The following is a 12,266-nucleotide window of genomic DNA, read 5'->3' as shown; positions in this document are numbered from 1 at the left end:
GGTTCGACCAGCCGGGATTTGGTTGCATCTTTTCCTGTATTTTATAAACTACGAAAACCATCGCAAAAGCGAGTTTTGATAGGAAATTTAATAGTATGAGCACTATCGACGAACGCGTTAAGAAAATCATCGTTGAACAACTGGGTGTTAAAGAGGAAGAAGTTGTGAACACAGCTTCATTTGTTGATGACTTGGGCGCTGATTCTCTTGACACAGTTGAACTGGTAATGGCTCTGGAAGAAGAGTTCGATATCGAGATCCCAGACGAAGAAGCTGAAAAAATCACTACAGTTCAGGCTGCTATTGACTACGTTGAAAACGCAGGTAAATAAGCACACATACCTAGGCGGTCATTCGACCGCCTATGTTTTTCGTCCTAAATTTTTTCCCTCCCTGGAGGATAACCGTGTCTAAGCGTCGAGTAGTCGTGACCGGACTAGGCATGTTATCTCCTGTCGGCAATACAGTAGAATCTTCTTGGAATGCTGTTTGTGCAGGACAGAGTGGTATCGGCCTTATCGAACATTTTGACACCTCTAACCATGCAACTAAATTTGCAGGTGTGGTGAAGAATTTTAATCATGAAGATTTCAATATTTCGCGCAAAGATGCACGGAAGATGGATCTCTTCATTCAGTATGGTATTGCTGCAGGCGCACAAGCCATTGAAGATGCAGGAATAGAAGTAACAGAAGCCAATGCTAGCCGCTTTGGTGCTGCTATTGGTTCTGGTATTGGTGGTTTGGGGCTGATTGAAGAGAACCACAGTACATTGCTTTCGGCAGGGCCTCGCAAGGTCAGCCCATTCTTTGTACCTTCGACCATCATCAATATGGTGGCAGGTCATCTGAGCATCCTTTATGGACTTCGTGGCCCTAGTATCTCCATTGCAACTGCCTGTACTTCTGGCGTACATAATATCGGCCATGCGGCTCGTATCATTGCCTATAATGATGCTGATATTATGCTGGCAGGTGGCACAGAGAAAGCCAGTACAGAATTTGGTGTTGCCGGATTCGGTGCTGCACGGGCGTTATCGACCCGTAACGACGATCCTCTGACTGCAAGCCGTCCTTGGGATAAAGATCGTGATGGTTTTGTTCTGGGTGATGGAGCGGGTGTGGTTGTTCTTGAAGAATACGAACATGCCAAAAAACGTGGTGCAAAAATCTATGCTGAAGTTGTTGGCTTTGGCATGAGCAGTGATGCTTACCATATGACATCACCTCCTGAAGATGGCGCGGGTGCTGCGTTAGCGATGGAAAATGCCCTGAAAGATGCGGGTATTTCACCAGAGCAGGTGGGCTATATCAATGCTCATGGCACTTCAACACCAGTCGGTGATATTGCAGAAGCCCGTGCAGTAGAGTCTGTTTTTGGTGAAGGTACTAAAGTATTAGTGAGTTCAACCAAATCAATGACAGGCCACTTGTTGGGTGCTGCGGGAGCGATTGAATCCATTTTCACTATTCTTTCCCTGCGTGATCAGATTGTTCCTCCAACCATTAATTTGGTAAATAAGGATGAGAACTGCCATTTGGATTTAGTTCCAGATGAAGCACGTAAAGTTGAAGGAATGGAATACGCATTGTGTAACTCTTTCGGTTTCGGTGGCACCAATGGGTCATTGATTTTCCGTAAGATCTAAAAACACGTTGTGTTTATAAAGAGCCTCAACACTTGTTGGGGCTTTTTTTATGCCTATATTTTTATGATTGTTTTTTGAAATGATCGTCTTTGTATGGTTTTTTGCACTACTGAGGCACCTATACTATTATAACGCCCCTTAATAGATGAGGTTATTACGCCTTTTTATCGAAAATAAGAAATTAAAATGACGTATTGGATTAATGGTAATCAGTGCGAGCACTTACCTGTGAATGATCGCGCGGTTCAATTTGGTGATGGTTGTTTCACCACGATAAGAGTTGAGCAAAGGCAGCCGATTTTGCTACCTTTGCATATAAAGCGGCTGCAAAAAGGCGTTGAAAAATTGTTTATGCCAGCATTGGATTGGCTGCAACTTGAGAATCATATTAAACAAGTAGTGAAAGGGTGTGAATCAGGTGTTTTGAAAGTCATTCTTTCCAGAGGAACGGGGAACCGTGGTTATAGTATTGCTGACACGATTGAACCCACTCAAATCCTTTTTCTGAGTTCATATCCGGAACAGTATATTACTCAGCGTCAAAAAGGCGTTTCATTGGTTCTTAGCCCTATTCCTATGGGAATTAATCCCTATTTAGCAGGTATCAAGCACTTGAATCGTTTGGAGCAGATTTTGATCAAAAGATTCATTGAGCAATCCCAAGTTGATGAGGCATTGGTGCTTGATAGTGATGGTTTATTAGTTGAGTGTTGTACTGCCAATATATTTTGGCGAAAAGGAAAAAATGTTTATACGCCTGATCTTAGCCAGTGCGGTGTGGAAGGGATTATGCGGCAGAAAATAATCGAATTATTGACGAAAAGTGATTATAACCTGTCATGTGTCATGCGTTATCCTGAAGCACTGGCTCATGCAGATGAAGTGATTATCTGTAATTCCCTGATGCCAGTGATTCCAGTATGTCAAATTCAAGCGCATAAAAATCAACCTGCGTGGAAATATCAATCAAGAGAGTTACATGAGTATTTATTACCCAAATGTTTAACGCCTTAATGTTTAAAGCATTAGCTATTAATTACTCATCATTGAAGCACAAATAAAAGTGATTACCGAATGAAACTAAAAAAGCGCATTTTCATTCTACCTGGATTGATTATTGCGGTCGCAGTGATTGTATTTTTTTCTTTTGTGAAGAAAATCGAAAACTTTGCTGATCAGAATATTAATCTTAATCAAGAATTTATATTTACTGTCCCGGCCGGAACTGGACGTGCTGGCTTAGAAACTTTGCTGATTCAGCATAAGTTAATTGAAAATAATCAATTATTGCCGTGGTTATTTCGATTTAAACCTGAATTGGCGAAATTTAAGGCAGGGACTTATCGATTGCAAAAAGGCATGTCCTTAAGAGCCGTCTTGCAACTGTTCGCCAGCGGTAAAGAAACACAGTTTGCTATTCGCTTTGTTGAAGGCAGTCGCCTTTCTGATTGGTCAAAAATATTGCAGGATGCGCCATACTTAAAGCATGAAGCTGAGAGTAAAACACCGCAAGAACTGATTGATGCTTTGGGGATGAAAGCGGGAGAATCACTGGAAGGCTGGTTTTATCCTGATACCTATCTGTATACAGCAGGCACGAGTGATGTGGAGTTACTCAAGCGCGCTAATAACAAAATGAAAATGGTACTAAAGCAGGAGTGGGAAAGCCGCGAAAGAAATCTGCCGTATAAGAATGCCTATGAGATGTTTATCATGGCATCCATCATTGAAAAAGAGACGGCAATTGAGTCTGAACGTACCAAAGTTGCTTCTGTATTCGTGAATCGTCTACGGTTAAAGATGCGATTACAAACTGATCCAACGGTAATTTATGGGTTGGGAGATAAATATACTGGTACGATTTTTCGCAGCAATCTAACCGCTTTTACACCGTACAATACCTATATGATTGATGGGTTACCACCAACACCCATTGCTATGCCAAGTCTGGCTTCGATTAAGGCAGCAGGACATCCTGCTGTCACAGAATACTTATATTTTGTTGCGAATGGCGATGGCGGACACACATTCACCACTAATCTGGTAGCACATAATAAGGCGGTAAATCTTTACCGTCAGAGATTAAAGCAGGATAAATGAATAGCAAATTTATTGTAATTGAAGGTCTTGAGGGTGCGGGAAAAACGACAGCAATCCAAACAGTGGTTGAAACATTGAAACAGTATGGTATTTCTGACTTGATTTTTACCCGTGAACCGGGTGGAACGCCATTGGCAGAAAAGTTACGCCAGCTGATTAAACAGGGTGTTGAAGGAGAATCACTGACAGATAAGGCAGAGGTATTGATGATATATGCTGCCAGAGTTCAATTGGTGGAAAACATCATCAAGCCAGCATTGTCAAAGGGAACTTGGGTGGTTGGTGATCGTCATGACCTTTCTTCCCAGGCCTATCAGGGCGGCGGTCGTGGTATAGATCAAAATCTGATGGAATCATTACGCGAAGCTGCATTGGGTGATTTTCATCCAGACTTGACTATCTATCTTGATTTACCTCCAGAGGTGGGTTTACAACGTGCCCGTGAGCGTGGCGAATTGGATCGCATTGAAAAAGAATCTTTGGACTTCTTCCATCGCACTCGTGAAAAATATCTCGAATTAGTGGAGAAAGATGACAGCATCAGGAAGGTTGATGCCACTCAGTTGCTGGAAAAAGTGCAGGATGATATCCGCTATACCTTACTTGATTGGTTGAAAAATAGTGGTTGAAAGAACAGGAAACACCAACATGAATTGGTATCCGTGGCTCAATCATGCGTACCGCCAGTTAGTTGAATCCCATCAACAGGGACGTGGGCACCATGCTGTTTTGCTTCATGCCCACGAAGGAACTGGCGCAGATGCATTACTTTATGGGTTGAGTCGCTGGTTAATGTGTCAGGATAAACAGGGTATGAAAAGCTGTGGCAAATGCCATGGTTGCCACTTGATGTTGGCAGAAACCCATTCTGACTGGCATGTCCTTGCTCCTGAAAAGGGAAAAAATACTATTGGAGTGGATGCTGTACGTCAGATCAGCGTAAAACTCTACGAACATTCTCAGCAAGGAGGCGCTAAAATTGTCTGGTTACCATTGGCAGAATCCCTGACCGATGCAGCTTCCAATGCCTTGTTGAAAACACTGGAAGAGCCACCTAAAAACACTTATTTTCTGTTGCGGTGTCAGAGCCCTACAAATTTGCTGGCAACACTGCGTAGTCGCTGTTTTTATTATTTTCTCCCGGTACCTGAAAACTCTGTAGGGCTTTATTGGCTGAAAAACCAGCTTCCAGCTATACCCTCTCTGGATGTACAGACAGCATTAAAACTTTCTCAGGGAGCACCACTGGCAGCGGAGCAGTTACTTCAGCCTGAAAAATGGCAGCAGAGAAGTTCGCTTTGCCAGGCAATTGCACAGGCATTGCATAAATGTGATACCCTGTCACTTTTGCCATTGTTGAATCGTGATGATGTACAGCGCTCTTTGCATTGGCTGATTAGTTTATTATCCGATGCTGTGAAATGGCAGCAGAAAGCGCAAAATTACTGCGTTAACCAAGATCAGCAGGCTTTGATTCATCATCTGGCTTCTGCCCAAAGTGTGGACACATTATTAAGTACCGTTGATGGTTGGATACATTGTCGTCATCAATTATTTTCGGTGGTGGGTATCAATCGAGAATTATTGCTGACAGAACAATTACTCAATTGGGAAAAACAGCTTTGCCCCACACAGTAACTTATTTATATACGAGCATATTATGTTTTTAGTTGATTCGCATTGCCACCTCGATTGCCTTGATTATGAAACGCTGCACAAAAGTGTAGATGATGTTGTGGCGAAAGCCGCAGAAAGGGATGTGAAGTATATGCTGGCAGTAGCGACTACGTTGCCCGGATTCCAGCAGATGAAAAATCTGATTGGTAAACGAGAAAATGTAGCTTATTCCTGTGGTATCCATCCACTGAATCTGGATGAGGGTTACAATTTTGAAGAGCTTGCCCGGCTGGCTGCGGATGAGGATGTCGTCGCAATGGGCGAAACTGGTCTGGACTATTATTATCAGAAAGAAAATGTTGAACTCCAGAGAACATCATTTCGTAAACATATCCGAATTGGCCGAGAATTAAATAAACCGGTGATTGTGCATACCCGTGAAGCAAGAGACGATACACTGATGGTCTTGCGGGAAGAGAAAGTGCAAGAATGTGGTGGAGTTCTGCACTGTTTCACGGAAGACAAAGAAACGGCAAGAGCCTTGCTGGATTTGGGTTTCTATATCTCTTTTTCTGGTATCGTCACCTTCCGTAATGCAGAGCAGATCCGTGAAGCGGCGAGATTTGTGCCATTAGATCGCATTCTGGTAGAAACTGACTCACCTTATCTGGCACCTGTTCCTCATCGTGGTAAACAGAATCAGCCAGCTTATGTGCGTGACGTTGCTGAATATATGGCAGTTTTAAAAGGTGTTAGTATTGATGAATTGGCAACGGTGACAACAAGAAACTTTTGTGAACTGTTTCATATCGATATTAAATAAAATTAAATGGCAAAAAGGAGAAATAAGATGGCAGAAGAAACTATTTTTAGTAAAATAATCCGTCGTGAAATTCCTGCTGATATTATTTATCAGGATGATTTAGTCACAGCGTTCCGTGATATTTCCCCTCAGGCACCAACACATATTTTGATTATACCTAATGTATTGATCCCAACGGTTAACGATGTTACCACTGATCATGAAATTGCATTGGGTCGTTTGTTTACGGTTGCAGCAAAAATTGCAAAAGAGGAAGGCGTTGCAGAAGATGGCTATCGCTTGATTATGAACTGTAATCGCCACTCAGGGCAGGAAGTTTTCCATATCCATATGCATTTGGTCGGTGGACGTCCATTAGGACCATTGTTGGCATGATAATAGGTTGGCGGAACAATATTGTTCACGAGTATCGGTACAAGAGCGATGTAACCGGAGTAGATTAATGAAAAGAATTCTCTTTGTTATATTATCAGCAATGTTGCTGGCGAGTTGTGTAACTCTGGAAACACAACAGCCTGCTCCTGTTACACCAGTGGAACCAAAGAAAAAACAGGAGCCGCCGGTAGAGCGGTCGGAAAAAGTGCCTCAACCACCCAAGCTCCAGTCTATTAATTGGAATAATATCGTTCAGCCATTGGTTGAGCAGATGGCTAAGGCCAATGGTGTAGATGCGGGAAAAGTATTACTTGTTGATTCTGTCAAAAATAACACTAATGGTTCCTTACGAACCCTGAAAGCCACTGATGCGATTACAGATGCAATCAGTATCGAACAGGTCTTTCAAGTTGTACCTAAATCCCAAGTCCATACAGCCCAGCAAGCATTGGGATTGTCATCGGAAGATAGCTTAGGATTGCGCAGTAAGTCCATTGGGTTGGCGCGCTATTTGAACGCTGACTATGTTCTTTACTCCGAGGTCTCTAGTCATAATGGTCAGCGTGACATAGATATGCAGCTTATGCTGGTCAAAACCGGTGAGATACTCTGGTCTGGTCGTGGTGACGTTAACTAACAATAACTCTTTATTGAAAATGTTATGTCAGCAATGGCCTGACATTCCAGTAGAGTCTTGGGAAATTAGGCCATTAACGGGTCTGACACAAGGAAGTTACTATATTACGGATGGTGTGCGTCAGATGGTTGGGCGTGCACAAACATCACTTAATAGAACTCTGGGAGTGGATCGCCAGCGGGAAAATCAGATCTTACGCAGGTTATTTTCCACAGATATTGCGCCCAAAGTGATGGCTATGAATGGAACTTGGCTATTGCTAGAGTGGTTCATGGGCACAAAAATAGACGCTGAAACATTGGGTCAGCCAGCTTTACAGCAATCATTGGCTCGGACACTTGTCATTCTCCATCACCATTCTCCATTGGGCTATCCCCTTAAACTCAAACAGCAAATTGCCTCTCAGTGGCAGCAGATTGACCGGAAACGTTTGTCTCCACGCTGGTTACGCCTGCATAAATTTTTTATAGCAATTAAAATGCCTACCGCTTTAAAAATCGCTCCTGCTCACATGGATATTCACCCTGATAATCTGCTAATGACCGAAGAAGGGCTAAAATTGATTGATTGGGAATATGCTGCTGATGTTGATATTGGTTTCTCATTGGCTGTGCTATTTAAGGGAAATCAATGGGATGAGATACAGCAACAAACTTTTTTGGATTATTATTGTATCCGAGCATCAGGGTATTCAGATATCCAACGATTGAAACAGCAGATTAAGCGATGGGAACCGTGGGTTAGATATATGATGCTGATGTGGTATGAAGTACGTTGGCAGCAGACAAGAGAGCAACAATTTTTATCACTGGTGCATCCTCTGCGCCACAGTTTTAAGCTGATGTAATAAGTTTAAATTGGCGTAACACGCCAGTGAAACTTAACGATAATTAATCACAATGGCAACCAATAAAGAGAAATGAGGAATGCTATGGGTCCAGTAATGTTAGATGTTGTTGGTTATGAATTGGATAATGAAGAACGCGAAATTCTGCAACATCCATTAGTGGGCGGTTTAATTCTATTTACCCGCAACTTCTACGATACGAAACAATTAAGTGAGTTAGTTCGCCAAATTCGTGAAGCTTCCCATCATCGTCTGGTGGTTGCCGTTGATCAGGAAGGGGGAAGAGTTCAGCGTTTTCACGAAGGTTTTACTCGTTTACCCGCAGCACAGTCTTTCGCTGGCGTGCATGACATGCTTATGGGAGCGCATTTAGCAGAAGAGTCTGGCTGGTTGATGGCATCAGAAATGATTGCAATGGACATCGATATCAGTTTTGCGCCAGTGCTGGATTTGGGACATAAGTGTACTGCGATTGGAGAGCGTTCATTCCACGAAGAGCCTGAACTTGCGATGATCATGGCCGAAAAATTTATTAAGGGCATGCATTCTGCGGGTATGAGATCGACGGGTAAACATTTTCCGGGGCATGGGGCAGTGACAGCGGATTCCCATAAAGAAACACCGAGGGATAATCGCTCAATGAATGCCATCAGTTGTCATGATATGGTGATTTTCCGCGATTTCATTCAACGGAATCTGCTGGATGCAATTATGCCTGCTCATGTTATTTACCCTCAGATAGATCACCGTCCTGCCAGTGGTTCACCATATTGGTTAAAATCTGTATTGCGTGAGCAATTGGGGTTTGAAGGTGTCATTTTTTCTGATGACCTATCAATGGAAGGTGCTGCTGTTATGGGCAGTTATGCCGAGCGAGCGAAAACTTCGTTGGATGCTGGCTGTGACATGATTTTGGTGTGCAACAATCGGGAAGGGGCAGTCAGTGTGCTGGATAACCTTCCGGTGATCAATTCAGATAAAGTCACTCGGTTATATCATCAAGGCAAACGATTCAGTTTGGAAGAACTACAGAAATCTGAACGTTGGCAACAGGCTAATAAAGCATTGCATGGTTTGTGCGAAAAATGGATAAGATGTGAATAATTATTGAATTATGTAAATTTGTTTCAATAAAAATCAGGAATAGGATCGCCACTGATGATCTTATTCCTTTCCCTCTTCCAACATTTTATCTCTCTGTATTTTCCCGATAGTGTGACTTGGTATACTTAAATTTCCATATTCACATAATATTAACATTTACAATGTTAATTATTCATAAATCAGATTTGAGTCTAATTAATTGAAAATCATCCCGCATATTTTGTGATTGTCGTCTAATTAATCAAAAGAATTTGATTGTGACTGTTTTTGGTATGACCAACTGTCCTACCATGATATTCTGAGGATATTTGCAGTATGAAATTTGTTTAGTCTGGTGTTATTTAAGGACGTTATTCAAGGTTTTTTACTCAAAGAGATGAGTTTAGCTCCTTACATAACATTAGGTGTATTTTCAGTGGGGTAGTCATGACAACGCCAAAGACAAGAATTGTCATCATTGGTGGGGGTGCTGGTGGTTTAGAACTGGCAACGCGTTTGGGACATAAATTGGGTCGTAAGCAAAAAGCCGAAATTACTTTGGTGGATCGCAACAACAGCCATTTATGGAAACCATTATTACATGAAGTAGCGACGGGTTCTCTTGATGATGGTGTTGATGCACTGAGTTATTTAGCTCATGCCAGTAACCATCATTTCAATTTCCAGCTAGGTACACTTACGAATATTAATCGTGAAGAGAAGAAAATTAATCTGGCTGAAATCCGTGATGAAGGCAGTGATTTGTTGGTACCAGAGCGTGAGCTGGCTTACGACATTCTTGTCATGGCATTGGGTAGTCGGTCGAATGATTTTGGTACGGCAGGTGTGAAGGAAAACTGTATTTTCCTTGATAATCCGCAGCAGGCACATCGTTTCCATAATGAAATGTTAAACCTGTTTCTGAAATATTCTGCAAATCAATGTGCAGAAGAAAAAGTGAATATCGCGATTGTTGGTGGTGGTGCAACTGGCGTGGAGCTGTCAGCAGAACTGTATAATGCGGTTAAGCAGTTTAACAGTTATGGTTTTGAAAGCTTGAATTCAGATGCCTTGAATGTGACCTTGGTTGAAGCGGGTGAGCGAATTCTGCCTGCGTTGCCAACACGCATTTCCGGTGCGGCCCATCAAGAATTGACTAAACTTGGCGTCAAAGTATTAACCAAGACTATGGTGACCAGTGCCGATGAGCATGGGCTGAATACTAAAGATGGAGAGCAGATCAAAGCTTCTCTGATGGTTTGGGCGGCAGGGATTAAAGCACCTGACTTTATGAAAGACATCGGTGGGTTGGAAACAAACCGTATCAACCAATTAGTGGTGAAACCAACTTTGCAAACCACACTGGATGATCATGTTTTCGCTATTGGGGATTGTGCATCATGCCCGAAAAAAGAAGGTGGTTTTGTGCCTCCTCGTGCCCAGTCCGCTCATCAAATGGCAAGTCGTTGCTACGACAACATTCAGGCACTACTGAATGAAAAACCATTGAAAGAATATGTTTATAAAGATCACGGTTCACTGGTTTCATTATCTAAGTTCAGTACTGTTGGTAGCCTGATGGGGAACTTGATGCGTGGATCAATGATGGTAGAAGGCCGTATTGCACGTATAGTTTATATCTCTTTGTATCGTATGCATCAGGTAGCCCTGCATGGGTATATTAAAACAGGCTTGATGATGTTAGTTGGTGGAATTAACCGTGTTATTCGTCCACGGTTGAAATTACACTAATTAGTTAGCTGAAAAGTGGCCCATCTGAATGTAATTAACTTCGATGAGCCACTTTCCTACCCATTATATTTATTGTTATACATATCATAATTATTCTTCTCTAAATTTATCGCGGTTCATTATTATAATGAATAAATTGTATTTATATAAAATGCATTCATCTATTTGAGTTAACTCATTATTGTTATGTGTGGGTTTCTTAAATAATAGGACTGTTATTATATTGATATGATGCAAAAGATAAACTCAACTGGCACTGTTGTGCATGGTTTTTTTACAGGTAAATGAAATAGTTTATCTGTGTGTTTAATTAATCGTTGTAATAAAGCCTGTTTTAGTTCGGTTACTGTAGTATCACAATTTTGCTCGGACTGTTAGGATTAGACACAGAAGTGATATATGTCCTGCGTTGTGTAAATTATTATTTTACTGATTGTGCTAATTTACCTCAGTCACATAGCTATTTAACCTATAGATATCACAGATATTTTATGTTTCTGAGGGCTCCATTTACTTTCCATAACGCAGAAACTTGTATTGGAGATAGAGGAGAAATGAAGAATATAAAATTAGGGACTATCTCATTAAGCTATTTTATTTATTATTTTTAATCTGGGCCGTGCCCAGTCAAAAGTGATAGAGTTTGAACGTACTTTAGTGTGGCCCTAAGGGAGAAGGCATGTTTACTGGGATAAGATCTTAATGATTTAATAATATTAGATCAATGAAATAGGACTTTTCTTAAATAATGAATTTGGCGCATTTTTAGTTCACCTCAAATATTGGGAAAAATATTTGTCAGTCAAAATGTGTGGAAAATTATTAATATATCAAGGTGCTATGTGGTTAAACTAAAGATAAGACAGTACGTAATTGGTTCTATAATTACTATTGCCATTATTGGTGCTGCCGCAACGTTTTGTTTTGAATCTCCACGCCCTAGCGTTGCGCAAGTATTATCTTCGCGACCTATCAGATCAACTGTTGATGTTCATCAATCCTATTGTCATATCACGGTATTTCCTATTCCTATTACAGTAAAAGATATTGTGGGAAATCGTTTGACTGAGCATGAATATCGCATATTAACTCTTCTTGATGTACTAAAAGTAAAGAGGGAATACCCTGTTTTGAACCATTCAGTATTAAAAAATTGCATCGCCGTTGATTTTAAGAAACCACGTATTGTTGGGTACGATGTCAGTTATGTTATTGGAGATCAGCCGGGAAAAGTCAGGATGCTATATCAACCTGAGGAAATTATTCCCTTAAATGAAAAAGGTCAATTAATTATCAAGACAAATTTAGAATAATGACCTCATCCCACTCTTTAGTGGAAGATTGAGTGGAGGATTGCACTATTTTGCATGCAGTTCGCATTAAG

At 41.3% G+C, this 12,266-nt stretch carries 13 protein-coding genes; all 13 read left to right on the top strand.

Annotation, left to right across the window (positions count from 1 at the left end):
* The first annotated feature begins 95 nt into the window (after positions 1-95).
* The 13 genes from acpP to umoD all read left to right on the top strand — a co-directional run bounded on the left by acpP (position 96) and on the right by umoD (position 12,195).
* Positions 96-332, top strand: a complete 237-nt coding sequence (acpP, locus tag H8A87_RS05435) for an acyl carrier protein (protein ID WP_012989255.1) — start codon at positions 96-98, stop codon at positions 330-332.
* A 74-nt stretch (positions 333-406) separates the two neighbouring features.
* Entirely contained in the window at positions 407-1,648 is a 1,242-nt protein-coding gene (gene fabF, locus H8A87_RS05430) for a beta-ketoacyl-ACP synthase II (protein ID WP_198688981.1), read from the top strand.
* 186 nt (positions 1,649-1,834) lie between these two features.
* On the top strand, positions 1,835-2,662 hold the full coding sequence (gene pabC, locus H8A87_RS05425; protein WP_198688980.1) for an aminodeoxychorismate lyase: 828 nt from the start codon (positions 1,835-1,837) through the stop codon (positions 2,660-2,662).
* A 60-nt stretch (positions 2,663-2,722) separates the two neighbouring features.
* The gene (gene mltG, locus H8A87_RS05420) at positions 2,723-3,748 is read left to right on the top strand and encodes an endolytic transglycosylase MltG (protein ID WP_198688979.1); all 1,026 of its coding nucleotides are present in this window, start codon (positions 2,723-2,725) and stop codon (positions 3,746-3,748) included.
* Positions 3,745-4,377: a dTMP kinase gene (tmk, locus tag H8A87_RS05415; RefSeq protein WP_198688978.1), complete on the top strand. Its 633-nt coding sequence runs from the start codon at positions 3,745-3,747 to the stop codon at positions 4,375-4,377. Before mltG ends, tmk begins: the two co-directional genes overlap by 4 nt.
* A gap of 19 nt (positions 4,378-4,396) precedes the next feature.
* Positions 4,397-5,386: a DNA polymerase III subunit delta' gene (gene holB / locus H8A87_RS05410; protein WP_198688977.1), complete on the top strand. Its 990-nt coding sequence runs from the start codon at positions 4,397-4,399 to the stop codon at positions 5,384-5,386.
* A 22-nt stretch (positions 5,387-5,408) separates the two neighbouring features.
* Complete coding sequence (locus tag H8A87_RS05405; RefSeq protein ID WP_198688976.1) at positions 5,409-6,188, top strand: metal-dependent hydrolase; 780 nt, start codon at positions 5,409-5,411, stop codon at positions 6,186-6,188.
* 27 nt (positions 6,189-6,215) lie between these two features.
* Complete coding sequence (hinT, locus tag H8A87_RS05400) at positions 6,216-6,563, top strand: purine nucleoside phosphoramidase (RefSeq protein ID WP_198688975.1); 348 nt, start codon at positions 6,216-6,218, stop codon at positions 6,561-6,563.
* 67 nt (positions 6,564-6,630) lie between these two features.
* Entirely contained in the window at positions 6,631-7,200 is a 570-nt protein-coding gene (lpoB, locus tag H8A87_RS05395) for a penicillin-binding protein activator LpoB (protein WP_198688974.1), read from the top strand.
* Positions 7,163-8,047 (top strand): phosphotransferase, encoded by an 885-nt coding sequence (locus H8A87_RS05390; RefSeq protein WP_332460334.1) that lies wholly within the window; start codon positions 7,163-7,165, stop codon positions 8,045-8,047. The genes lpoB and H8A87_RS05390 overlap by 38 nt, the downstream gene beginning before the upstream one ends.
* Positions 8,048-8,131: 84 nt before the next feature.
* On the top strand, positions 8,132-9,151 hold the full coding sequence (gene nagZ, locus H8A87_RS05385; protein ID WP_198688973.1) for a beta-N-acetylhexosaminidase: 1,020 nt from the start codon (positions 8,132-8,134) through the stop codon (positions 9,149-9,151).
* A gap of 426 nt (positions 9,152-9,577) precedes the next feature.
* Positions 9,578-10,882, top strand: coding sequence for an NAD(P)/FAD-dependent oxidoreductase (locus H8A87_RS05380; RefSeq protein WP_198688972.1), 1,305 nt, complete (start codon positions 9,578-9,580; stop codon positions 10,880-10,882).
* A gap of 842 nt (positions 10,883-11,724) precedes the next feature.
* Positions 11,725-12,195: a UmoD family flagellar biogenesis regulator gene (umoD, locus tag H8A87_RS05375; RefSeq protein ID WP_198688971.1), complete on the top strand. Its 471-nt coding sequence runs from the start codon at positions 11,725-11,727 to the stop codon at positions 12,193-12,195.
* Positions 12,196-12,266 lie beyond the last annotated feature (71 nt).

Source organism: Xenorhabdus lircayensis, from assembly GCF_016306625.1.
Taxonomy (GTDB): Bacteria; Pseudomonadota; Gammaproteobacteria; order Enterobacterales; family Enterobacteriaceae; genus Xenorhabdus; species Xenorhabdus lircayensis.
Note: the sequence above shows the minus strand (reverse complement) of the source record. Positions and strands in the feature narration are given on the sequence as shown.